The organism is Pseudomonas sp. SWRI154 (assembly GCF_014268645.1).
GTDB lineage: Bacteria > Pseudomonadota > Gammaproteobacteria > Pseudomonadales > Pseudomonadaceae > Aquipseudomonas > Aquipseudomonas marvdashtae.
On sequence record NZ_JABWQW010000024.1, the window covers coordinates 1 to 22,619 of the forward strand.

Here is a 22,619-nt window from a genome sequence, read left to right on the forward strand (position 1 = left end):
GGGCCTGACCCTGATGAACCGCTACATCAGCGGCGACAACGTGCACACCGCCACGGTCGACGATGGCAAGGAATGGGGCCGTGAAAGTGAATTGGCCTACACCGTGCAGAGCGGCGCGCTCAAGAGCCTCAACGTGAAATGGCGTAACTCGACGATGCGCCGGGATTTCAACGTCAATGAGTTCGATGAGAACCGCTTGATCGTCAGCTATCCGATCAGCTTGTTGTAAGCCAAAGGGGTGGGTCAGAGGGTGCCGATGCCAACTGACCCATCGCTATCGCGAGCAAGCCCGCTCGCACAGGGTATGTCTCAACCGCGCGATTCCACGCCCAACTCATCCCAAACCGACTCGGCCAAGTGAAAAGTCGCATTGGCCGCCGGGATGCCACAGTAGATGGCGCTCTGCATGATCACTTCCTTGATCTCGCTGCGGCTCACGCCGTTGTTGGCGGCGGCGCGCAGGTGCAGCTTGAGTTCCTCGTTGCGGTTCATGCCGATCAACATGGCGATGGTGATCAGGCTACGGGTATGACGCGGTAGGCCCGGGCGGGTCCAGATGTCGCCCCAGGCGTGGCGGGTGATCATTTCCTGGAATTCGCTGTTGAATTCAGTCAGGGCATCAAGGCTGCGATCGACGTGGGCATCGCCCAGTACCGCGCGGCGTACTTGCATGCCTTCGTCGTAACGTTGTTTCTCGTCCACAAAAAACTCCTCAGGCACGGCCAGAATCAATCAGGAAATCCACGACCCGCGCACTGAACGCCGCGCCGGCCTGGACGTTGGACAGGTGCGCGGCATGGAATTCGGCGTACTCGGCGCCACTGACCCGCTCTTGGATAAAGTGCCCACCCGACGGCGGTGTCACCGCATCTTCAGTGCCGGCGATCACCAACAGCGGCACGCGAATCGCAGACAACTGCTCGCGGAAATCGGCATCGCGCACGGCGGCACAGTTGGCCGCGTAGCCCTGAGGCGACGTCGCGGCGAGCATGTCGGTGATTTTCTTGGCCTTGTCCGGATGGGACTCGGCAAAATCAGGCGTGAACCAACGGGCAATCGACGCATCACGCAAGGCCACCATCGCGGCCTTGCCATCGCGCAGTACGGTTTCGATGCGCGGGTTCCACACCGACGGGTCGCCGATCTTGGCGGCGGTGTTGCACACCACCAATTTGTGCAGGCGCTCGCCGGCATTGATCCCTAGCCACTGGCCGATCAAGCCACCCATGGACAAGCCACAGAAATGCGCCTTGTCGATGTTCAACTGATCGAGCATCGCCAACACATCGCGGCCCAACTGTTCGATGCTGTAGGGACCTTCGGTGACCAGCGACTGGCCGTGGCCACGGGTGTCGAAACGCAGCACGCGAAAGTGTTCGCTGAAGGCCGGGACCTGCTCGTCCCACATGTGCAGGTCGGTGCCCAGGGAGTTGGAGAGCACCAGCACCGGGGCGTCTTGTGGCCCGTCCAATCGCCGCTCATCAAAACAATAGTTCAGTTCGCCCTCGGCGAGTTTGACCAATCCCACAACAATCTCCTATCAGGCATTCAAGGCAAGGTGTTCGGCCACCGCTCGGGCGACCCAGGTCTGGGCTTGGCCGAGGTAATGAGCCGGGTCGAGCAATTGATCGAGTTCGCTCGCGGACAACTGCGCAGTAACTTGGGGTTCATCCGCCAGCACATCACGCAAATGTCGCTGCTCGGCCACGGCTCGCTTGCAGCATTGCTCAAGCAAATGATGCGCCGTGTCGCGCCCGACACACCGGGCCAGGACGATGCTCACCGCTTCGGCCAGCACCAGCCCTTGGGTCAGTTCCAGGTTGCGGGCCATACGCGTCGCATCCACTTCCAGCCCTTCGGCCAGCAGCCGCGCCTGTTGCAGGGCACCGGACACCAGGCAGCAGATTTCCGGCAGGGTTTCCCATTCAGCGTGCCACAGGCCCAGGCTACGTTCGTGCTCTTGGGGCATGGCGCTGAACAATGTCGACACCAGGCCTGGTACCCGCGTCGCCGCGCCAATCAACACGGCCGCGCCCACCGGGTTGCGCTTGTGGGGCATGGTGGACGAACCGCCCTTGCCCGGCGCCGAAGGTTCGAACGCTTCGCCAGCCTCGGTCTGCATCAACAGGCTGACGTCGCGCCCCAACTTGCCCAGGCTGCCGGCGATCAAGCCCAGCACCGCGCCGAACTCCACCAAACGATCGCGCTGGGTATGCCACGGCTGCTCCGGCAGGTTCAGTTGCAGTTCGGCGGCCAAGGCTTCGGCGACCGGCAGCGCCTGCTCACCCAACGCGGCGAGCGTCCCGGAGGCGCCGCCAAATTGCAGCACCAGCAAGCGCGGCTTGAGTTCTCGCAAGCGTTGGCGACTGCGGGTGATCGCTCCCAGCCAACCGGCGATCTTCATGCCCAGGGTCACCGGGGTTGCGTGTTGCAACCAGGTGCGCCCGGCCAGCGGTGTGGCGGCGTAGCGTTCGGCTTGTCGGGCCAGGGTGGCGGCCAGTTGCGCCAACTCGTCCTCGATCAAGCCCAACGCCTGGCGCAATTGCAGTACCAGCCCGCTGTCCATCACATCCTGGCTGGTGGCGCCCAAGTGTACGTAGCGCTCAGCCTCGGCGCTCTGGGCGGCGATGCGCTTGCCCAGCGCCTTGACCAGCGGGATTGCCGAGTTGCCAGCGCTGGCGATTGCTTCGCTCAACTGCGAAAAATCGTACAGTTGGGCGCGACAGGCGTTCTCGATCGGCGCCACTGCGTCTTGGGGAATCAACCCTACCCGCGCCTCGGCCCGCGCCAGTGCCGCCTCGACATCCAGCATCGCCTGGACCCGCCCCGCATCGCAGAACACCTCGCGCATGTCGCGGGCGGTGAAATAGGCATCGAACAGCTGATTGCCCGGTCGTTCGCTCATAGACAGTCCTTAATGCGCGGGCCCACTGGCTGGCGCGATGAGTCAAAGGTCATGGTGCAAATACGCCGGCTGCTTGGGCAGGCGCAGGCTGAACAGGAACGCCACCACCATCATCACCGTGACATACCAATAAAAGGCGTTCTCCATGCCCTGGGCCTTCAGGCTCAAGGCGACGTATTCGGCCGATCCACCAAAAATCGCATTGGCCACCGCGTAAGCCAACCCTACTCCCAGTGCCCGCACTTGCGGTGGAAACATTTCGGCTTTCACCAGGCCGCTGATGGAGGTATAGAAACTGACGATCGCCAGGGCCAACGTAATCAGGACAAACGCCAGGAACGGGCTGCTGATGCTTTTTAGGGTCAACAGGATCGGCACGGTACACAAGGCACCCAAGCCGCCGAACCAGAGCATGGAATTGCGTCGACCGATCTTGTCCGCCAGCATGCCGAACAGCGGCTGCATGCACATATAAAGGAACAGAGCACCGGTCATGATGTAGCTGGCGGTCTTGGCGTGCAGGCCGGCGGTGTTCACCAGGTATTTCTGCATGTAGGTGGTGAAGGTATAGAAAATCAGCGACCCGCCAGCGGTGTAGCCCAGTACGGTAATAAACGCGGCCTTGTGGTCGCGAAACAGCGCCGTAATGCTGCCGGCGTCCTTGTTTTCGCGCATTTCCTTACTGCTGGTTTCCTTCAGCGAGCGCCGCAGGAACAGGGAAATCAATGCGGCCGCGGCGCCCACCACGAATGGGATCCGCCAGCCATAGGCGCGCAACTCTTCTTCGCTGAGAAATTGTTGCAGGACCACCACCAGCGACACCGCCAATAGTTGCCCGCCGATCAGCGTCACGTACTGGAACGAGGCGAAAAAGCCGCGTTGGCCCTTGAGGGCGACTTCGCTCATGTAGGTGGCGGTGGTGCCGTATTCGCCGCCCACCGACAGGCCTTGCAACAAACGGGCGAACAACAGCAGCACCGGTGCCCAGACGCCGATGTCCTTGTAGGTCGGCAGGCAGGCGATGAGCAACGAGCCGAAGCACATCATCATCACCGAGATCATCATCGAATTCTTGCGCCCGTGACGGTCCGCCACTCGACCAAAGATCCAACCGCCAATGGGTCGCATCAGGAAGCCGGCGGCGAACACGCCGGCCGTGTTGACCAATTGCACCGTCGGGTTGTCCGAGGGAAAGAACGCCGGGGCGAAATAAATCGCGCAGAACGCATAGACGTAGAAGTCGAACCATTCGACCAGGTTGCCGGATGAGGCACCGACGATGGCGAAGATGCGCTTGCTGCGTTCCTCACCGGTGTAGTGACTGATTGGGGTGGTCATGGGTTATTCACTCGTTTGGGACTGACCAAGTCTAGACACACTTGGTAACAGTCCCGTTCCACAGTCTGGCCATCCGTGGCGAGGGAGCTTGCTCCCGCTCGGCTGCGCAGCAGTCGCAAAACCAGGCTCCGCGCTGCTTTGATACACCGCGTCGCCTGTCATGGGCTTGCTGCGCAAGCCAGCGGGAGCAAGCTCCCTCGCCACGGGGGTTTTCAATCAGTAATCGAAGAACACTGTCTCGGCGTCAGTACCCTGGAGAATTACGTTCCATTGGTACACGCCCGATGTATCCGGCTTGGCGATGATTGTGCCGCGACGCTCTTCGGGCACGCAGGCCAGGAGCGGGTCAGCTTCGTTGGCCGGCTCATCGTCGAAGTAGATGCGTGTCAGCAAATGCTTGACCAACCCGCGGGCGAACACCAGCACGACAAGATGCGGTGCCTGGGTCGTACCGCCCAACCCCGGCACGGTGCCCGGCTTGATGGTGGTGAAACGGAAACGCCCTTCGGCATCGACCGGCACCCGGCCGAAACCGTCAAAATGCGGGTCCAGCGGTTTGTCCTGGTCGTCTTCCGGGTGAGCATATTTACCCGCGGCGTTGGCCTGCCAGACTTCCAGCATGGCGTCGTTGACGAACTGTTCGTTGCCGTCGACCACCTGCCCGGTGATCGCCACGCGCTGGCCAAGCGTCTGGGCGTCGGTCAGGTCTTCGCGGTTCAGCCACGTCAGACCGATGTGGTAGTACGGGCCGACGGTGTGGGATGTTGTGGCGTTGAGCGTCATCTTATTTCTCCATCGGCGTGGCTTCGCGGCCGCGCAAGACGATGTCCCAGCGATAACCGAGGGCGTAGTGGGGGACGGTTTTTTCCAGGTCGAAACTGGCGATCAGGCGTTCCTTGGCGCGGGTGTCCGGCACGCAGTTATAGATCGGGTCGTACTCCAGCAACGGATCACCAGGGAAATACATCTGCGTGACCAGGCGCGTCAGGATACTCGGCCCGAACAGTGAGAAATGGATGTGCGCCGGGCGCCAGGCGTTGGGGTGATTACCCCACGGATAGGCGCCGGGCTTGATCGTCTGAAACTGATACCAACCATCGGCATCGGTCACGGTGCGACCGGTGCCGGTGAAGTTCGGGTCCAGCGGTGCGTCATGGTTGTCTCGGTCATGGTTATAGCGACCGGCGGCGTTGGCTTGCCAGATCTCCACCAGGATGCCCGGCACCGGCTGGCCGTGCTCATCCAGCACGCGCCCGTGAATGATGATCCGCTCACCCAGTGGCTCGCCGGCATGTTGGGCGGTGAGGTCGTGATCTTTCTCCTGCAAGCGGTCAGCGCCTACAGTCGGCCCGGTAATTTCCGACAGCGAGTGAGGCAAATACACCAACGGCTTGGAAGGCGAGCGCAGGTTGGTGGACTGGTACGGCGGGTGCAGATACTCCGGCTGGGTGCCCGCTTGAGGGCGACGATAACCAGGCTTGTCAGTCATGAAGCATTCCTCGATTTCTTATTAGTAGACGACCCGTCAGACGCGCTCGATGGCCAGCGCCAGGCCTTGGCCGACGCCAACGCACATGGTTGCCAGGCCTTTCTTGCCGCCGGTCTTTTCCAAATGGTGCAGCGCGGTCATGACCAAGCGCGCCCCGCTCATGCCCAGTGGATGGCCCAAGGCAATGGCGCCACCGTTCGGGTTGACCTGCGGTGCATCGTCCGCCAGCCCCAAATCACGCAGCACCGCCAAGCCCTGGCTGGCAAAGGCTTCGTTAAGCTCGATCACATCAAAATCGGCGACCGCCAGGCCCAGGCGCTCAGTCAGTTTGCGCACCGCTGGCACCGGGCCGATGCCCATCACCCGTGGTGCGACGCCGGCGCTGGCCATGCCGAGCACTTTACCCCGAGGGGTCAAGCCGTGTTTCTTCACCGCTTCGGCCGACGCCAGGATCATCGCCGCCGCGCCATCGTTGACGCCTGAGGCATTGCCGGCGGTGACTGTCTTGTCCGGCCCATTGACCGGTTTGAGTTTGCTCAAGGTTTCCAGCGTGGTGTCCGCGCGAGGATGCTCATCCTGCTCGACGACGGTTTCGCCTTTCTTATGGGCAATGCGCACCGGGACGATTTCTTCGGCGAAAAAGCCTGCCGCTTGGGCTGCCGCCGTGCGCTGTTGACTGCGCAAGGCGAAGGCGTCCTGGTCGGCGCGGGACACGGCGTAGTCATCGGCGACGTTGTCGGCGGTCTGCGGCATCGCATCCACGCCGTACTGGGCTTTCATCAACGGGTTGATGAAGCGCCAGCCGATGGTGGTGTCTTCCAGCTTCATGTTGCGCGAGAACGCCGCGTCGGCCTTGCCCATCACGAACGGCGCGCGGGACATCGACTCCACGCCGCCGGCAATCGCCAGTTCCATCTCGCCGCTGGCGATGGCGCGGAACGCAGTGCCGACGGCGTCCATACCCGAAGCGCAAAGACGGTTGAGGGTCACGCCGGGAATGCTCTGCGGCAGGCCCGCCAGCAGCAGCGCCATGCGCGCCACGTTGCGGTTGTCTTCGCCGGCCTGGTTGGCGCAGCCGAGGAACACCTCGTCCACCGCGCTCCAGTCCACCGACGGATTACGCTCCATCAATGCCTTGATCGGCACGGCCGCCAGATCATCGGCACGCACAGCGGACAAACCGCCGCCAAACCGCCCGATAGGGGTTCGAATCGCATCACAGATATACACGTCGCGCATCAGGCTTCTCCCGGTGCCTGGCCGTGGGCCGCCGCGGTACGAGCTTCCAGGTCGCGCAGTGCGCGCAGCTCCACTTCGGTCGGCTCGGCGGTGGTTTGCACCTGGTCGGCGAAACGGATCGCCCATCCGGTGGCCGCGATGACCTGCTCACGGGTCACGCCTGGGTGCAGCGCGGTGACGACGAATTCATGGCTGCCGGCTTCCGGCTCCATGATGCACAAGTCGGTGATGATGCCCACCGGGCCGGCGCCCGGCAGGCCAAGACGCTTGCGCGAATCGCCGCCTTCGCCATGGCCGACCGAGGTGATGAAATCCAGCTTTTCGACAAACGAACGCGCCGACTGCTTGAGGATGATCAACACGCTCTTGGCCGAACCGGCGATTTCCGGCGCGCCACCGGCCCCCGGCAGGCGCACTTTGGGCTGGTGGTAGTCGCCGACCACCGTGGTGTTGATATTGCCGAAACGGTCCACCTGGGCGGCGCCAAGGAAACCGACGTCGATACGCCCGCCCTGCAACCAGTAGCGAAAAATCTCACCGGTCGGAACGACAGTGTCCGCGGTTTCCGCCAGTTCACCGTCGCCGATGGACAACGGCAATACGCTGGGCTTGGCGCCGATCGGGCCGGACTCGTAGATCAGCACTACATCAGGGGACGAGGTCAGCCGCGCCAGGTTGGCCGCTTTCGACGGCAGGCCGATGCCAACGAAACACACGGCATTGTTTTTCAAGCGACGCGCCGCGGCGACCGTCATCATTTCATTGGTGGAGTAGGTCATGGTTTCACCTGCGAAGCGGCTGCCAACCGGGCCTGGAATTCACTGAAATCCCGAGTGCCGTGGATGTATTCGTTGATCCATGCGGTAAAGGTCTCACGGTCCCGGGCGATCGGGTCCCACGCTTGGTAGAAACGGTTGTCACGCTCGGTGTAACCGTGAGCGTAGGACGGATGGGCGCCGCCGGGGACGTGGCAGACGGCGCTCAATGCCCAGGTCGGCAGCACGCAGGCATTCATCGGCGCGTTCAGGTCATCGACGATTTCTTCGACGGTGACGATGCAGCGCTTGGCGGCCAGGGCAGCTTCTTTCTGCACGCCGAGAATGCCCCACAGCAGCACGTTGCCCTTGCGGTCGGCTTTCTGGGCGTGGATCACGGTGATGTCCGGGCGCACCGAAGGCACAGCGGCCAACACTTCACCGGTGAAGGGACAGGTCACGCTCTTGATCAGCGGATTGACCTTCGGCAGGTCGGAGCCGGCGTAGGCCCGAAGTACCGCGAACGGCAGGCCGGAGGCGCCAGCAACGTAGGCGTTGGCCAGGTCGGCATGGCTGTGCTCCTCGATTTCCAGCGGATGCGGCCATTGCTTCTCGACCGCATCGCGCAGCCGGTGCAGGGAGCCCACGCCAGGGTTGCCGCCCCAGGAAAAAATCAGCTTGCGAGCACAACCGGCGCCGATCAACTGGTCGTAGATCAGGTCCGGGGTCATGCGCACCAAGGTCAGGTCTTTCTTGCCCTGACGAATGATTTCATGACCCGCCGCCGTCGGAATCAGATGGGTAAAGCCTTCAAGCGCGACGGTATCGCCGTCGTTGACGAATTGCTTCACCGCGTCGTGCAGCGAAAGGATTTCAGCCATGGGGCAGGCTCCCGTTTTCCAGTGGACCGACATGAAGAAAAAAGGCGCGAGGTTCGGCGCCGGAGTGCCTGAAGATTAAGCTTCGGAATAATGCCAAAACAATCCGATAATCGACTGAGTGTTCGTTTATCGAACAGATTGTTGCTTGGCTATCGATATTTCCTTAAATCGAAATCACCCCAAAACTTGGCGAGGGTGCTTCCCTCGCCACAGTTGCGGACTCAGCGTTCGTGCAGGTGGATAACTCAGGTCGCATCCGCATGGCTGACGATGCCCTTGATCACCACCGCCGTGGCCGCCAGGGCTGCGGGAATCACCAATGCGGTCAGGACCTGTTCGAAATTCCAGCCCAACCCCAACAACGTGGCGCCCATCCACGCACCGAGAATCGCGCCGAACCGGCCGATGCCGAGCATCCAGGAAACGCCAGTGGCCCGGCCCTGGGTCGGGTAAAAACGCGCCGCCAGGGACGGCATCGCCGACTGAGCGCCGTTGACGCACATGCCAGCCACCAGCACTAAGGTCGCGAGCAGGGTAATGTTGCCCAGGCTCTGCCCTACCGCGTAGGCAAACAGCCCGGCCATCAGATAGAAAATGCCGATGACCTTGTGCGGATTGAACCGATCCATCGCCCAACCGACCCCCACTGCGCTCAGCACGCCGCCAAACTGGAACAACGCGCCGATAAACGCGGCCTGCTCCATGCTCGCGCCGCTGTCGCGCATCAGGGTCGGCAGCCAACTGGTCAGCAGATAAACAATCACCAGCCCCATGAAATACGTCAGCCACAGCAACAAGGTGCCGGCGCTGTAGGTGCCGGAGAAAATCACCGCGAGTACGTTACGCGCCTTCACGGTCTTCTGTTCGGGGACGCTAAAGCTTGCCGCCTGGGCGACGGTCTGCGGGTCAATCGGCGCCAGGGTCTTGCGCACCTTGTCGGTGCCACGGTTGCGCACCACCAGATAACGCGCCGATTCCGGCAACCAGAACAACAACACGACCGCCAGGATCAGCGGCAAGACTCCGCCAATCATCAACAGGCTGTGCCAGCCAAAAGCCGGGATCAACTTGGCCGAGATGAACCCGCCGCCGGCCATGCCGAGGTTGAAGCCGCAGAACATGCTGGTGACCAACAGCGACTTCTTGCGCTCCGGGGTGTATTCCGACAACAAGGTGGTGGCGTTCGGCATCCCGGCGCCCAGGCCCAGGCCTGTGAGGAAGCGCAGCACCAGCAGTTGGTCGACATTAGTGCTGTACGCCGATGCCAGGCTGAACCCGCCGAACACCACGACGGCGCCCACCAACACGACTTTTCGCCCGAAGCGATCCGCCAAGGGGCCCGAACCCAATGCGCCGAATACCATGCCGATCAGCGCCGCACTCATCACCGGGCCAAGGCTGGCCCGATCGATCCCCCAATCCTGGGACAGTGCCGGCGCAATGAAACCCATTGCGGCCGTGTCGAGGCCGTCGAGGAAAACAATCAGGAAACACAGAATCACCACTCGCCATTGATAGCGCGAGATGGGTTGGGCATTGATAAAGGACTGCACATCGAGGCAAGTGCCTACGGAAGTCTGGGGCTGGTTCATTTTATTTTTATTCCACGCAAGAAACGCCAGATGACGCTGCGCGACATTAATGAGCCCAGGCAAACACCGTCAATTCAGCGCAGCCGACTGTGTGCGTTTATCGAACAGCTTAAGTGAACAGCTGCGCGCTCAAGTCCCGGCTGGCCCCAAGCAAACCTGGCAAAAATCGTTGTTCCAGCTCGTTGCGGCTGACCCGCCCGGCGTGGGTGCTGACGTTCAGCGCAGCTACAACCTGACCCGAAGCGTCATAGACCGGCACGGCGATCGAGCGCAGGCCTTGTTCCAGTTCCTGATCGACGATGCACCAGCCTTGTTGACGAACCTCCTGCAAGCATTCGAGCAACGCCTCGGGCGTGTGCAATGTCCGGCTGGTCTTGGCGTGCAGGTCGGCATGGTCCAGGTAGTCGCGCAGCGAAGCATCATCCAGGGCCGCCAGTAATATCCGGCCCATCGACGTGCAATAAGCCGGCAGGCGACCACCCACGGACAGGTCCACGGAAATCAGCCGCTGGGTGGTGGCCGACCGCGCGATGTAGAGAATATCGTCGCCTTCGAGCGTCGCCATGTTGCAGGCTTCATGCAGTTGTTCACTCATGCGGTCCAGGTACGGCTGGGCGGAAACGGCCAAGGGCGTCGAGGACAGATAGGCATGGCCCAGGGTCAGCACCTTGGGCAACAAGGAATAAGTACGCCCATCGGTGGTCGCGTAGCCGAGCTTGATCAGGGTATGCAGGCAACGCCTGACCGCGGCGCGGGGGATTTCGGTGCGGTGGCTGATCTGGGCGATGGTCAAGTGCCGCTTGCGCTCCTGGAAAGCCTGGACCACGGCCAGCCCTCGGGCCAGCGATGTCATGAAATCCGGGTCGCCGGTGAGGGCCTGGATCCGCTTGGCCGGCGAGGCAACGATCGGCGGCGCGACTGACGTGAAGGCGTTGCGCAATTGGTCGTTCATGTCGGATCCTCTGGAATAACGGCTATTACAAGCGGCTGCCGGCGGACAGGCAAGGGTCTAACGCCAGGACCGTTCGATTATCGAACCGCCGACCGATAATCGCAACGCCCTCCCCCCGGCTTGTTCCTTTTGATTCGCCTAGTCTTACTGGCATATGGAACTACAGGACGGCGCCGCGATTGCCTTGAACAGAGGGAGCGATATTGAACTTGTGGTACAGCTTGAAACTCTGTTGACATAACTAGTGCATACAAACATCCATTCACACAAGGCAACGTACGGTTTAACTTTTACTGATAGTGTTCTTCAGGCAGACCGCTATAATGCGTTCGGTGACGGTTTGGCCAATAGGCTTGCCCGTCTCCGGCATCACAGTGAGTCTCTGTTGTGCCAAAAGCCGGTGCCTGAAGCACCCTTGACCGCTTCCCCTGTATCGGCAATATCCGAAGCTCTGATGCTACGTCAGCTGTCAGCTCTGGTGCCGTGGCCGTCTGCATGTCTGCATGCAGTGCGTATCACCAGATTAATTTCAACTCATTAGGTAACACTGTGACGAAAGAAGAACTGCGCGCGGAACTTGAGCGCCAGGAACAACGTTACAAGGAAGTTTACGGCGGGGAAATCACCACTTACGCCGCGCAACCAGAACCGGAACGCAAACCTTGGCGTAAACGCGCCACCGTTCAGGACCAGGCTTTCAGCCAGGAACTTCAGAAAATCGAAAAAGAACTCAAGGCCGAAGAGGGTTAACTCTCGGGCTGGACGTTCTTGCTTACCGTGTCCGGTCGCCACCCAGGCCGGCCCCCGGCATCGAGCGCCCGCCAAAAGCGGGCCGTAGTGCTCTTCCGCCATCGGTCGGAGAGCTTGATCGCCGGTCCTGCTTTGGATTTTTCTTACGACTATTCCTACTCCCTTTCCATCTTGATGCGAACCCTGCCCATAGGGCATTTGGCCTTTTAAACAAAGGGTTGCGCTCCTCATGGCTAACCAGGACCGGACAGGTTTCCTCGCGGTTATTTCGTAGAAGAATGTTACCGATGAGCAGGCAATGCATCGATTAACGCGGTTTTCTGGCATAATCGCGCCCCCTTATGACCGGGTCAGAAAACCTTCATGATCGATTTATTCAGCGGACTGGATGCTTGGGTGCTCGTGAGCCTCTTGCTCGCCCTGGCTTTTGTCCTCGCCTTCGAGTTCATCAACGGCTTTCATGACACCGCTAACGCGGTTGCCACTGTTATCTACACCAAAGCCATGCCGCCCCACCTGGCGGTGTTCTTTTCCGGGGTGTTCAATTTTCTCGGCGTACTGCTGGGCGGAGTAGGCGTGGCGTATGCCATCGTTCACTTGCTGCCGGTAGAGTTGCTGATCAATGTGAATACCGGGCATGGACTGGCCATGGTGTTTTCGCTGCTCGCAGCGGCCATCACCTGGAACCTGGGCACTTGGTACTTCGGTATTCCGGCCTCCAGTTCCCATACGCTGATCGGCTCGATTCTCGGCGTGGGCCTGGCCAACGCCCTGATCAACGATATTCCGTTGGGCGACGGCGTGAACTGGCAGAAGGCGATCGACATCGGTGCCTCCCTGGTGTTCTCGCCGATGGCCGGTTTCCTGATCGCGGCCCTGGTGTTGATCAGCCTGAAATGGTGGCGTCCGCTGTCGAAGATGCACAAGACGCCGGAACAGCGCCGCAAGATCGATGACAAGAAGCATCCGCCATTCTGGAACCGCCTGGTGCTGGTGATTTCCGCCATGGCCGTGAGCTTCGTCCATGGCTCCAACGATGGCCAGAAAGGCATCGGCCTGATCATGCTGGTATTGATCGGTATCGTGCCTGCGCAGTTCGTACTCGACTTGAACAGCACCACCTACCAGATCGAGCGTACTCGCGACGCGACCCTGCACCTGAGCCAGTTCTACAAGCGCAACAACGAGTCCCTCGGCGAATTCCTGGCCTTGGGCAAAAGCGTCGAAGGCGACCTGCCGGAGAAATTCCGTTGCAACCCGCAGCAGACCGAACCGACGATAAATGCGTTGCTCGATACCCTCAAAGGCGTAGCGGACTACCACTCGCTGCCGTCGGAAAGCCGCATCGAAGTGCGTCGCTACCTGCTCTGCCTCGACGACACGGCGAAAAAAGTCGGTAAGTTGCCTGGGCTGGCGGCGCGTGAGAAAGACGACCTGAACAAGCTGCGCAAGGACCTGACCGCCACCACCGAATACGCGCCATTCTGGGTGATCCTGGCGGTCGCCTTGGCACTCGGCCTGGGCACCATGGTCGGCTGGAAACGCGTGGTATTGACCATCGGTGAGAAGATCGGCAAGCAAGGCATGACCTATGCCCAAGGCATGTCCGCCCAGATCACCACTGCCTGCATGATCGGCGCGGCAAATATATTCAGCCTTCCGGTGTCCACCACCCACGTACTGTCTTCCGGCGTGGCGGGCACCATGGTCGCCAACAAGAGCGGCCTGCAAGGCGGCACGGTCAAGACAATCCTGCTGGCCTGGGTTTTGACCCTGCCGGCCACGGTGGCCTTGTCTGCCGCACTGTTCTGGCTGGCCTCCAAGGCCATCGGCAGCTGATTGCCAGCGGCACGTAAAAAGGTGCGTCCCTTGCGGTTCGCACCTTTTTTTATGTCATTGGTTTTGTAAGCCCAACAATCGCGGCACAAAAAAAAGGCGACCGAAGTCGCCCAAAATGCCTTGCGTGCTCGTTGTCGCTGGAAAGATCTACAGCTTCTTGCGCTTGTGTGCGTCTTTCCAGATGAATAATCCAAAACCTGCGAAAAACACGAACATGAGGCCGACCGTCAACACACCGGCAAACACCACATTATCGAAAAACATGACTGGCCTCCTGGTCTTGCCCTTGTTTCGTTGGAGCCAAGGTAACCAATCAGGCCTGGATAAAAATTGACCGGCGTCAATAACGCTCGTGACTGAGCGAAAAGGAGGGGGAATAACTGATCTGCATCAATGGATCGAGGGGGTTCAGCGCTTTTTAGGTTTGCTTTTGTTTTTCTTCTTCGGCTTGCCCAACGGCATCGCCTGCTCGAACGCCTGGCGGACTTCATTGAGGCGCTTTTCGTTGAGGTCGTGAACGCGCTTGGCGCGCTCAGCGCTAAGGTCAACCAGCTTGTCTTCTTGGCTCATGGCGTGTCGGCATCGTACGTGAGTTGCGGATGCGCCCATGATGCGGGCTGTCGTCGAAGTTGACCAGCCTGTCGGCTCGGTTCGCCTGGATCAGATCTGAATATCGACCCACAGGCCCTGGCGCGACTCCCCCTCCACCAGCGGCACAACCGGCACGGTGTTATCGGCGTTCAGTTCCGTCCCGGGTATAGCCAGGTGTTCCTCAGGATCTTCATCGGCTTCACGACGGCGCCTTTGGCGTTCCTGCTGACGACGTTGTTCCTCGCGCAACAACAGCGCGGCTTCTTCCGGATCTCGATCATGCAGGTCGATGGTGCTTTCGTTGGAGCTTTCCTGCACGGGGACCACGGGCGGTATGTCCGGTCGCTGGCGGATCGGATCCTGTTGCGCGGTAACGGGTACCGCGCTCAGAGGAAGCATGGGTGGCAACATAAAGGTCTCCTGTCTTCAGGTTGTCGGCTGTGGCGGGTGCAGCTTGAACCGCTGGTCTGAAACTTGTGACCCGGTTGGCATTATGCCCTGCCCACACACAAGCTTGTTTGATCGCGAAGTCCGCTTAAGTTCCCTTGGGGTGGTTGATGGGCACGCCCACATGAGGCCGGGATGCGTGCGTAAATCCTTTGGTCTGACGGCTCATTCCGTTAAGATAGCCGGCTTTTTCACGGCGGGAGTCAGGCAGCATGGCGCAGCAGTATCAACCGGGGCAACGCTGGATCAGTGACAGCGAAGCCGAGCTGGGTTTAGGCACCGTTCTGGCACAGGACGGCCGCTTGTTGACCGTGCTCTATCCGGCCACTGGCGACACCCGCCAGTACGCGCTACGGAATGCGCCCCTCACCCGCGTACGGTTTTCGCCGGGCGATGTGATCACTCACTTCGAAGGCTGGAAAATGACCGTGCGCGAAGTCGACGACGTCGATGGGCTGTTGGTTTATCACGGTCTCAATGGCCAGAACGAAGTCGTCACGCTGCCGGAAACCCAACTGTCGAACTTCATCCAGTTCCGCCTGGCCAGCGACCGCCTGTTCGCCGGCCAGATCGACCCATTGGCCTGGTTCTCCCTTCGGTACCACACGCTGGAACACACCAGCCGGCAGTTACAGTCGTCGCTCTGGGGCCTGGGTGGCGTACGCGCCCAACCGATCGCCCACCAACTGCACATCGCCCGTGAAGTGGCCGACCGCATCGCGCCCCGGGTATTGCTGGCGGACGAAGTGGGCCTGGGCAAGACCATCGAAGCCGGCCTGATCATCCATCGGCAACTGCTGTCCGGCCGCGCCAACCGCGTGCTGATCCTGGTGCCAGAAAACCTCCAGCACCAATGGCTGGTGGAGATGCGCCGACGCTTCAACCTGCAGGTTGCGCTGTTCGACGAAGAACGCTTCATCGAAAGCGATGCCAGCAACCCGTTCGAAGACACCCAACTGGCACTGGTGGCGCTGGAGTGGCTGGTGGAAGATGAGAAAGCCCAGGACGCGCTGTTCGCCGCCGGCTGGGACTTGATGGTCGTCGACGAGGCGCATCACCTGGTCTGGCATGAAGACCACGTCAGCCCGCAATACGCGCTGGTCGAACAGCTTGCCGAAACGATCCCGGGTGTGTTGTTGCTGACCGCAACCCCGGAGCAATTGGGCCAGGACAGCCACTTCGCCCGTCTGCGCCTTCTCGACCCGAACCGTTTCCATGACCTCAAGGCCTTCCGCGCCGAGAGCGAAAACTATCGCCCGGTGGCCGAGGCCGTTCAGGAGCTGTTGGACAAAGGTCGCCTATCGCCCGAAGCCCACAAGACCATCCATGGTTTCCTGGGTAACGAAGGCGAAGCGCTGCTGACCGCCGTCAACGATGGCGATATCGAAGCCAGCGCCCGCCTGGTTCGCGAATTGCTGGACCGCCACGGCACCGGCCGCGTGCTGTTTCGCAATACTCGCGCCGCCGTACAGGGCTTCCCGGAGCGCAAGCTGCACGCCTATCCGTTGCCATGCCCGGATGAATATCTTGAACTGCCGCTGGGCGATCACGCCGAGCTGTACCCGGAAGTCAGCTTCCAGGCCCAGCCGGACGCCAGTGAAGAAGAGCGCTGGTGGAAATTCGATCCGCGCGTCGAGTGGCTGATCGATCAGTTGAAAATGCTCAAGCGCACCAAAGTCCTGGTGATCTGTGCGCACGCCGAAACCGCCATGGACCTGGAAGACGCCCTGCGCGTGCGCTCCGGCATCCCGGCCACGGTGTTTCATGAGGGCATGAACATCCTTGAGCGAGACCGCGCGGCCGCGTACTTCGCCGACGAAGAGTTTGGTGCCCAGGTGCTGATCTGCTCGGAAATCGGCAGCGAAGGTCGCAACTTCCAGTTTGCCCATCACCTGGTCCTGTTCGACCTGCCGGCGCACCCGGACCTGCTGGAACAGCGCATCGGCCGCCTGGATCGGATTGGCCAGAAACACACGATCGAGCTGCACGTGCCCTATTTGGAAACCAGCCCGCAGGCGCGGTTATTCCAGTGGTATCACGAAGCGCTGAATGCGTTCCTCAACACCTGCCCGACCGGCAACGCCTTGCAACACCAGTTTGGCCCGCGCCTGCTGCCCTTGCTGGAAGAAGCCGATGACGGCGAGTGGCAAACGTTGATCGACGAGGCGCGCGCCGAGCGTGAACGCCTTGAAGCCGAACTGCATACCGGCCGCGATCGTCTGCTGGAGCTCAATTCCGGCGGCGCGGGAGAAGGTGACGCATTGGTGGAAGCCATATTCGAACAGGACGACCAGTTCGCCCTGCCGATCTACATGGAAACCCTGTTCGACGCCTTCGGCATCGACAGCGAGGACCATTCCGACAACGCGCTGATCCTCAAGCCGAGCGAAAAAATGCTCGACGCCAGTTTCCCGCTGGGCGACGACGAAGGCGTGACCATCACTTACGACCGCAACCAGGCGCTGTCTCGCGAAGACATGCAATTCATCACCTGGGAGCACCCGATGGTGCAAGGCGGCATGGACCTGGTGCTGTCCGGCTCCATGGGCAACACCGCCGTGGCGCTGATCAAGAACAAGGCACTCAAGCCCGGCACCGTGTTGCTGGAACTGCTCTACGTCAGCGAAGTGGTTGCCCCGCGCTCGCTGCAACTGGGCCGCTACCTGCCACCGGCCGCCCTGCGCTGCCTGCTGGATGCCAACGGCAACGACTTGGCGGCCCGCGTCTCGTTCGAAACCCTGAACGACCAGCTCGAAAGCGTGCCCCGCGCCAGCGCCAACAAGTTCATCCAGGCCCAGCGTGATCAGCTGTCACCACGGATCAATGCCGGCGAAGAGAAGATCATCCCGCGCCATGCCGAGCGCGTGGCCGAGGCTCAACGTCGCCTTGCAGCCGATACCGATGAGGAGCTGGCACGTCTGACCGCGCTGCAAGCGGTGAACCCTACCGTGCGCGATAGCGAGCTGGAGGCTTTGCGTCAGCAGCGCGAGCAAGGGCTGGCGATGCTGGAGAAGGCTGCGTTGCGGCTGGAGGCGATTCGGGTGTTGGTGGCGGGGTGACTTCAGCGGTTTTTTCGTGTGTATATCCGTTTCTTCGGTAACGGATATACACCCAGAAACCCAGAAACCCAGAAACCCAGAAACCACCTCAAGGACTGTAATACCCCACCGCCACCAGCAAATGCCCCGCCTTCTTCAAATAGGCATGCTTGTTCTCGACCTTTCCCGTCACCGGATTCTTCCAGCGATACTCATACTCCCCCGCATCCTGCTTACCAATCATGGCCAATATCGGCTCGCCCACAGGCTTGCCAGCCGGATCCTTGACCTTGGCAAAATCAGTATTGATCAAGCGCAGGTTGGTGCCATGACCGACATAGCGTCGGGTATCAAGGTCGACGACAAAGACATACAGGTCATCCTGAAGATAGCCGCCCTTGAGGGAGTTGATCGCCGTCAGCGTCGCTTTCTGGTTTTTCAACAAGTCGGTCGACGCCTTGTCCAGCAGCGCCCTGGCCTGTTCGGCAGAGGCCCGTGGCAGGTAATAGCCGACCGCGAGGATTCGCTCACCGACCCGCTGAAAGTACACATGCTTGCGCTCGACCTTGCCGTCGGCCCAGTTCTGCCAACGGTACTCAGCCTGCTGAATACCGCTGGCTTCAGGGGTTTTCAGTGCTTCCTTGAAAGCCTTGCGCAAATCCGGCCCCAACACCTCGGAAACGTCTCGCCCGATCAATGCTGACGAGGGACCGCCGCTGGCGAGCATCACACCTTGGGTGTCGACCACGAACACGTAGCGGTCCTTGTCGACGAACTCGCCTTGGCGGCTGAAGGCGGCGAACGCATAGTCGCCGTAGTCGTCATAGTAGGCCAGGGCCTTTTCCAGCAGTGCCCGGGCAGCCTGGCCATCGTCCGGAGTGGCGGCCTGGGCCTGTGTTACCAGAAAAAGCAACGCCGTCAGCCTGGCCATCTTTCGAATCAATCCCATGCGCGCGCCCTCGTTCTTGTTGGTGTTCCAAGAGCGTAGACGGCGCGGGGTGATGTGGGAGTATTCAGGGGATTGTTGCGAGGGCAAGCGCAAACCTGTGGAAGCGAGCTTGCTTCCACAGGTTCCAGGGCTTCACTGGGCCCGGTTGCTCAGTTGCTGTTGCAGGTACTGGATCTGCGATTGCAGGGTATTGATGTTACGCGTGACCTGACCACGGAAGGCATCGAACTCCGCAGCAGAGCCGCCCGAACGATTCTCCTGTTGGCTCTTGAGCACGATCATGTCCTGTTCCAGGCGTTCGATGGCCGAGTTCGAGGTGGCTCTTTTCAGAGCGGTGATGTCGGCACCGATGCTCTTGAGCTGGGCATCCAGCGCGCCGCCCTCGCCCTGGTTCTTCAAGGTTGATACCTCAGCCGCCAACGTTTTGACCTGGGCCTGAAGCTGGGTATTGGCTGCTTGCAACTGGGTGTAGGCGTTCTGCTGTTCGGAGTCCTGGGCAATCATCTGGGCCAGCTGCTTATCCAGGTCGGCAGAGGGACCGAACGCGCCTTGCAGGAGTTTGTACTGTTCTTGCAGCTTGCCTTCGAATTGCCGTGCCTGGTCCTGCAGCTTGTTATCCAACTGTTTGATCTGCAATTTCAACGCTTCACTGTCGCTCATCACGTTGGACTGACCGGCGACCACTTTGCCGGAAATGTCCTGCAAGCGTCCCGCCGCATCCTCACTGATCCGCGCGAAGCTTTCCTGAGTCGCCACCAGCTGTTGTTCCATCAATGAGATCTGCTGGAAACTCCACCACGCCAGGAATGCCAGGGCACAAAGGAGGGCGCCGACCAATGCCCACAACGGCCCAGTGCTGGGAGCCTTGACCTTGGCCGCCGCAGCGGGTGCCGGACGCGCTTGCACGCGGGGCTCGCGGTTGGTCGGGAAGTCATCGTCATCGGGAATGTCGGCCCGCATCCGCAGGCTCGGTACATCATCGAAGTCGTCGTCGGCATCGTTACGCATGGGCATGGGTTCAACCTTTGGAAAACCGGTAATGGCTCGGTGCAGCGAGTATAACCCCCTCACCCGCCGCACCCATTGACCCCGAACTGGGCACTCGGTTCATGACGGACCGATCAGCGGGCATCTTGGACGCGCCACCAGGCGCAAAATTCATCGAGGGCAGCCCATAAACTGACCTGCGGATCATAATCGAGATAATGACGCGCCCGACCGATGTCCAAAGTGAAATTCCTGCTCATGACCTGCATACCCAGGCGCGACAGCGTCGGCTCGGGGCGGCCCGGCCACAACGCGCAGAAACCTTCATTCATGGCCGCGACGCTGTAGGCCAGCCCGTAGGAGCGATAACGCCTGACCTGTGGGACCTCCATCTGTCGCATCACGTAATTGACCACGTCCCACAGCGGGACCGGCGCTCCGTTGCTGATGTTGTAGGCCTTGCCCAAGGCTGAATCGGTGGCCAGCAAGCTGCTGAGCAGCGCTTCGTTGAGGTTCTGTACGCTGGTGAAATCCACTTTGTTCAATCCGTTGCCAACGATGGCCAGCCGCCCCTTGCGCTGCATCTTGAGCAGTCGCGGGAAGATGCTCATGTCGCCGGCCCCGGTGACGAAACGCGGCCGCAGGGCCAACACTTCCAGGCCGAACTCCTGGGCGCCGAAGACCTTCTGTTCGGCCAGGTATTTGGTGGCGGCATAGGGATGCTTGAAGCGTTTGGGCACTTGCTCTTCGGTCAACCCGAGGTGGTCACGACCATCGAAATAAATGGACGGCGATGAGAGATGCACCAATCGCCGGACCTTCTGCTTCAGGCAAGCCTCGACGATGTTTTCGGTGAGTTGGACGTTGCCCTGGTGGAAATCCTGATAGCGTCCCCAGACGCCCACCGAACCGGCGCAATGCACCACGGCATCGATATCGCGACACAAATCACGGGCCAGCACCGGGTCGATCAGGTCACCCTCGATGAACTCGGCGCCGCGCCGGACCAGATGCTCAACGCTTTCGGCCCGGCGGCCGTTAACCCGAACATCCAGGCCTTGCTCCAAGGCAAAACGCGCAAAGCGTCCACCAATGAAGCCACTTGCGCCGGTGACCAGAATTTTCATGTAGTGCTCCTAAAAATCAGTTTCGAGCTACAAGCCAAGAGCTGCGAGCCATACGACTTCAACCCACTGCTTGCAGCGTGCTGCTTGTCGCTGCGATCAATTGTTCGGTCAGCAAACCGAGCAACTGTCCGCCATTGCGCCAATGATGCCAGTACAGCGGAACGTCGATCGGCTTATCTGCCAGCAATTCCACCAACTCGCCTCGCTCCAACTGCTCGCGCGCTTGCAGCTCAGGCACCAGGCCCCATCCCAGCCCTGCTTCGATGAGGCGAATGAAGCCTTCGGACGAAGGACACAAATGGTGCTCGAAACCGCCTTCGACGCCGAGGGACGCCAGGTATCGGTGCTGCAGGAAATCGTCCGGGCCGAATACCAGGGCCGGCGTGCGCGCCAACTGATCGGCGCGCACCCCTTCGGGGAAATGACGGGTGATGAACGCAGGACAGGCAAGCGCCCGATAGCGCATCGCCCCCAGCAATACGCTGCGGGCCCCGGCCACCGGGCGTTCGCTTGCGCAGACACAGGCCGCTACTTCGCCGGCGCGCATTCGCTTGAGTCCCACGGTCTGGTCTTCCACCACCAGATCGAGCAACAGATGCTGTTCTGCACAAAAAGCCCCCACGGCACCGGCCCACCACGTGGCCAGGCTGTCCGCGTTCAATGCAATCCGCAGGCGCTCCGGCAACCCTTCCTCATCCAGCGCCGGCACCAGGCTTTGCAGGTCACGCTCCAGTAGCCGGACCTGTTGCACATGGTTGAGTAATCGGCGGCCGATTTCGGTAGGTGTCGGCGGCGTGACGCGCACCAGGACGGGCTGGCCGACCCGTGCTTCAAGCAGCTTTATCCGCTGGGAGATAGCCGACTGCGACAATCCCAGCACCTGCGCGGCGCGCTCGAAACCGGCCTGCTCGACGACGGCTGCCAAGGCAGAAAGCAGTTTGTAATCGAACATCAGTATTCCTAATGGGCAATCAGCAACATTGGTTTTCCTTATACATCCCCGCAACGGAGAATGACCAGCATTGCGAACATTCAAGGGGAAGAATTCATGTGGCAAAGTTACGTCAACGGGCTGCTGGTAGCGCTTGGATTGATCATGGCGATCGGCGCCCAGAACGCCTTTGTGCTGGCCCAGGGCCTGCGGCGTGAGCATCACCTGCCAGTGGCCGCGCTGTGTATCACTTGCGATGCGCTATTGGTCGCCGCCGGAGTGTTCGGGTTGGCGACGCTGCTGGCTCAAAGCCCGCTGCTGCTTTCGGTCGCACGATGGGGCGGCGCGGCGTTCCTGCTCTGGTACGGCAGCCAGGCGCTGCGTCGGGCGTGTTCGAAACAGAGCCTGCAGCGCAGTGAAAAACACGTCACGCGCTCACTGCGAACCGTGCTGCTCAGCGCCTTGGCGGTCACGCTGCTCAACCCCCACGTCTATCTCGACACGGTGTTGCTGATCGGCTCCCTCGGCGCCCAGCAAAGCGTTCCCGGTGCCTATGTAGCGGGTGCGGCCAGCGCCTCGCTGCTTTGGTTTTCCACCTTGGCGCTGGGCGCCGCGTGGCTGGCCCCTTGGCTGGCCCGACCCGCTACCTGGCGAATCCTCGACCTGCTGGTGGCACTGATGATGTTCACCGTGGCGATGCAGCTGATCGTCTCCGGCTGATATTCCAAACCGCTCTGGAACCTCTATTCCACACAGTTGTTGCGTGGTTATGCCGCACCCCCGGTGCTATGATCCGACTCCTGCGCCGC

At 60.9% G+C, this 22,619-nt stretch carries 23 protein-coding genes; 5 read left to right on the top strand and 18 right to left on the bottom strand.

The features are described from left to right. The coding region (locus HU806_RS19600; protein WP_186613474.1) for an OprD family outer membrane porin at nt 1-229 on the top strand (229 nt) is incomplete at its 5' end. An 80-nt stretch (nt 230-309) separates the two neighbouring features. Here HU806_RS19600 and pcaC read toward each other — a convergent pair. From pcaC to pcaR, 11 genes are all read right to left on the bottom strand, one after another. Then, complete coding sequence (gene pcaC / locus HU806_RS19605; RefSeq protein WP_186613476.1) at nt 310-702, bottom strand: 4-carboxymuconolactone decarboxylase; 393 nt, start codon at nt 700-702, stop codon at nt 310-312. A 10-nt stretch (nt 703-712) separates the two neighbouring features. Further along, the gene (gene pcaD / locus HU806_RS19610) at nt 713-1,528 is read right to left on the bottom strand and encodes a 3-oxoadipate enol-lactonase (protein ID WP_186613478.1); all 816 of its coding nucleotides are present in this window, start codon (nt 1,526-1,528) and stop codon (nt 713-715) included. 12 nt (nt 1,529-1,540) lie between these two features. Continuing rightward, nucleotides 1,541-2,905, bottom strand: a complete 1,365-nt coding sequence (locus tag HU806_RS19615; RefSeq protein WP_186613480.1) for a 3-carboxy-cis,cis-muconate cycloisomerase — start codon at nt 2,903-2,905, stop codon at nt 1,541-1,543. Nucleotides 2,906-2,947: 42 nt separating this feature from the next. Further along, nucleotides 2,948-4,243 (bottom strand): MFS family transporter, encoded by a 1,296-nt coding sequence (locus HU806_RS19620; protein ID WP_186613482.1) that lies wholly within the window; start codon nt 4,241-4,243, stop codon nt 2,948-2,950. Nucleotides 4,244-4,459: 216 nt separating this feature from the next. Continuing rightward, nucleotides 4,460-5,026, bottom strand: coding sequence for a protocatechuate 3,4-dioxygenase subunit alpha (pcaG, locus tag HU806_RS19625; RefSeq protein WP_186613484.1), 567 nt, complete (start codon nt 5,024-5,026; stop codon nt 4,460-4,462). 1 nt (nt 5,027) lies between these two features. Continuing rightward, entirely contained in the window at nt 5,028-5,732 is a 705-nt protein-coding gene (gene pcaH, locus HU806_RS19630) for a protocatechuate 3,4-dioxygenase subunit beta (protein WP_186613486.1), read from the bottom strand. 36 nt (nt 5,733-5,768) lie between these two features. Further along, nucleotides 5,769-6,974, bottom strand: coding sequence for a 3-oxoadipyl-CoA thiolase (pcaF, locus tag HU806_RS19635; protein WP_186613632.1), 1,206 nt, complete (start codon nt 6,972-6,974; stop codon nt 5,769-5,771). Next, nucleotides 6,971-7,750 carry a CoA-transferase subunit beta gene (locus HU806_RS19640; RefSeq protein WP_186613488.1) on the bottom strand — a complete coding sequence of 260 codons (780 nt, stop codon included), beginning with the start codon at nt 7,748-7,750 and terminating at the stop codon, nt 6,971-6,973. The genes pcaF and HU806_RS19640 overlap by 4 nt, the downstream gene beginning before the upstream one ends. Then, nucleotides 7,747-8,607 (bottom strand): CoA transferase subunit A, encoded by an 861-nt coding sequence (locus HU806_RS19645; RefSeq protein ID WP_072409760.1) that lies wholly within the window; start codon nt 8,605-8,607, stop codon nt 7,747-7,749. The genes HU806_RS19640 and HU806_RS19645 overlap by 4 nt, the downstream gene beginning before the upstream one ends. 245 nt (nt 8,608-8,852) lie before the next feature. After that, on the bottom strand, nt 8,853-10,199 hold the full coding sequence (gene pcaK, locus HU806_RS19650; RefSeq protein ID WP_186613490.1) for a 4-hydroxybenzoate transporter PcaK: 1,347 nt from the start codon (nt 10,197-10,199) through the stop codon (nt 8,853-8,855). A 109-nt stretch (nt 10,200-10,308) separates the two neighbouring features. After that, nucleotides 10,309-11,151: a pca regulon transcriptional regulator PcaR gene (pcaR, locus tag HU806_RS19655; protein ID WP_186613492.1), complete on the bottom strand. Its 843-nt coding sequence runs from the start codon at nt 11,149-11,151 to the stop codon at nt 10,309-10,311. A 549-nt stretch (nt 11,152-11,700) separates the two neighbouring features. Here pcaR and HU806_RS19660 point away from each other — a divergent pair. Further along, nucleotides 11,701-11,901: a hypothetical protein gene (locus tag HU806_RS19660; RefSeq protein ID WP_186613494.1), complete on the top strand. Its 201-nt coding sequence runs from the start codon at nt 11,701-11,703 to the stop codon at nt 11,899-11,901. Between the two features lie 363 nt (nt 11,902-12,264). Further along, on the top strand, nt 12,265-13,740 hold the full coding sequence (locus HU806_RS19665; RefSeq protein ID WP_186613496.1) for an inorganic phosphate transporter: 1,476 nt from the start codon (nt 12,265-12,267) through the stop codon (nt 13,738-13,740). Between the two features lie 147 nt (nt 13,741-13,887). Here HU806_RS19665 and ccoM read toward each other — a convergent pair whose 3' ends face one another. From ccoM to HU806_RS19675, 3 genes are all read right to left on the bottom strand, one after another. Continuing rightward, nucleotides 13,888-14,004, bottom strand: coding sequence for a cytochrome c oxidase subunit CcoM (ccoM, locus tag HU806_RS26705; protein WP_276568887.1), 117 nt, complete (start codon nt 14,002-14,004; stop codon nt 13,888-13,890). A gap of 144 nt (nt 14,005-14,148) precedes the next feature. Then, on the bottom strand, nt 14,149-14,310 hold the full coding sequence (locus HU806_RS19670) for a hypothetical protein (RefSeq protein WP_186613497.1): 162 nt from the start codon (nt 14,308-14,310) through the stop codon (nt 14,149-14,151). Between the two features lie 90 nt (nt 14,311-14,400). After that, on the bottom strand, nt 14,401-14,742 hold the full coding sequence (locus HU806_RS19675) for an aspartate-semialdehyde dehydrogenase (RefSeq protein WP_186613499.1): 342 nt from the start codon (nt 14,740-14,742) through the stop codon (nt 14,401-14,403). A 248-nt stretch (nt 14,743-14,990) separates the two neighbouring features. Between HU806_RS19675 and rapA the strand changes: the two genes are divergently transcribed. After that, the gene (gene rapA / locus HU806_RS19680; RefSeq protein ID WP_186613501.1) at nt 14,991-17,837 is read left to right on the top strand and encodes an RNA polymerase-associated protein RapA; all 2,847 of its coding nucleotides are present in this window, start codon (nt 14,991-14,993) and stop codon (nt 17,835-17,837) included. 88 nt (nt 17,838-17,925) lie between these two features. On the opposite strand, the gene HU806_RS19685 is transcribed toward rapA, so the two are convergent. The 4 genes from HU806_RS19685 to HU806_RS19700 all read right to left on the bottom strand — a co-directional run bounded on the left by HU806_RS19685 (nt 17,926) and on the right by HU806_RS19700 (nt 21,837). Next, nucleotides 17,926-18,747, bottom strand: a complete 822-nt coding sequence (locus tag HU806_RS19685; RefSeq protein WP_527251160.1) for a cache domain-containing protein — start codon at nt 18,745-18,747, stop codon at nt 17,926-17,928. A gap of 150 nt (nt 18,748-18,897) precedes the next feature. Continuing rightward, entirely contained in the window at nt 18,898-19,779 is an 882-nt protein-coding gene (locus HU806_RS19690) for an ATPase (RefSeq protein WP_186613504.1), read from the bottom strand. Nucleotides 19,780-19,886: 107 nt separating this feature from the next. Then, on the bottom strand, nt 19,887-20,879 hold the full coding sequence (locus tag HU806_RS19695; protein WP_186613506.1) for an NAD-dependent epimerase/dehydratase family protein: 993 nt from the start codon (nt 20,877-20,879) through the stop codon (nt 19,887-19,889). Between the two features lie 58 nt (nt 20,880-20,937). Further along, nucleotides 20,938-21,837, bottom strand: coding sequence for an ArgP/LysG family DNA-binding transcriptional regulator (locus HU806_RS19700; RefSeq protein ID WP_186613634.1), 900 nt, complete (start codon nt 21,835-21,837; stop codon nt 20,938-20,940). A gap of 90 nt (nt 21,838-21,927) precedes the next feature. Between HU806_RS19700 and HU806_RS19705 the strand changes: the two genes are divergently transcribed. Next, nucleotides 21,928-22,530: a LysE/ArgO family amino acid transporter gene (locus HU806_RS19705; protein WP_186613508.1), complete on the top strand. Its 603-nt coding sequence runs from the start codon at nt 21,928-21,930 to the stop codon at nt 22,528-22,530. The last annotated feature ends 89 nt before the right edge of the window (nt 22,531-22,619 follow it).

Excerpts from the sequence above, each read along its gene's own strand:
- HU806_RS19640 (WP_186613488.1), bottom strand. The coding sequence starts at position 7,750 with ATGACCTACTCCACCAATGAAATGATGACGGTCGCCGCGGCGCGTCGC.
- rapA (WP_186613501.1), top strand. The coding sequence starts at position 14,991 with ATGGCGCAGCAGTATCAACCGGGGCAACGCTGGATCAGTGACAGCGAA.
- HU806_RS19670 (WP_186613497.1), bottom strand. The coding sequence starts at position 14,310 with ATGAGCCAAGAAGACAAGCTGGTTGACCTTAGCGCTGAGCGCGCCAAG.
- pcaR (WP_186613492.1), bottom strand. The coding sequence starts at position 11,151 with ATGAACGACCAATTGCGCAACGCCTTCACGTCAGTCGCGCCGCCGATC.
- HU806_RS19615 (WP_186613480.1), bottom strand. The coding sequence starts at position 2,905 with ATGAGCGAACGACCGGGCAATCAGCTGTTCGATGCCTATTTCACCGCC.
- HU806_RS19620 (WP_186613482.1), bottom strand. The coding sequence starts at position 4,243 with ATGACCACCCCAATCAGTCACTACACCGGTGAGGAACGCAGCAAGCGC.
- HU806_RS19695 (WP_186613506.1), bottom strand. The coding sequence starts at position 20,879 with ATGAAAATTCTGGTCACCGGCGCAAGTGGCTTCATTGGTGGACGCTTT.
- pcaH (WP_186613486.1), bottom strand. The coding sequence starts at position 5,732 with ATGACTGACAAGCCTGGTTATCGTCGCCCTCAAGCGGGCACCCAGCCG.
- pcaK (WP_186613490.1), bottom strand. The coding sequence starts at position 10,199 with ATGAACCAGCCCCAGACTTCCGTAGGCACTTGCCTCGATGTGCAGTCC.
- pcaG (WP_186613484.1), bottom strand. The coding sequence starts at position 5,026 with ATGACGCTCAACGCCACAACATCCCACACCGTCGGCCCGTACTACCAC.
- HU806_RS19685 (WP_527251160.1), bottom strand. The coding sequence starts at position 18,747 with ATGGCCAGGCTGACGGCGTTGCTTTTTCTGGTAACACAGGCCCAGGCC.
- HU806_RS19705 (WP_186613508.1), top strand. The coding sequence starts at position 21,928 with ATGTGGCAAAGTTACGTCAACGGGCTGCTGGTAGCGCTTGGATTGATC.
- ccoM (WP_276568887.1), bottom strand. The coding sequence starts at position 14,004 with ATGTTTTTCGATAATGTGGTGTTTGCCGGTGTGTTGACGGTCGGCCTC.
- HU806_RS19665 (WP_186613496.1), top strand. The coding sequence starts at position 12,265 with ATGATCGATTTATTCAGCGGACTGGATGCTTGGGTGCTCGTGAGCCTC.
- HU806_RS19645 (WP_072409760.1), bottom strand. The coding sequence starts at position 8,607 with ATGGCTGAAATCCTTTCGCTGCACGACGCGGTGAAGCAATTCGTCAAC.
- HU806_RS19675 (WP_186613499.1), bottom strand. The coding sequence starts at position 14,742 with ATGTTGCCACCCATGCTTCCTCTGAGCGCGGTACCCGTTACCGCGCAA.
- HU806_RS19690 (WP_186613504.1), bottom strand. The coding sequence starts at position 19,779 with ATGCCCATGCGTAACGATGCCGACGACGACTTCGATGATGTACCGAGC.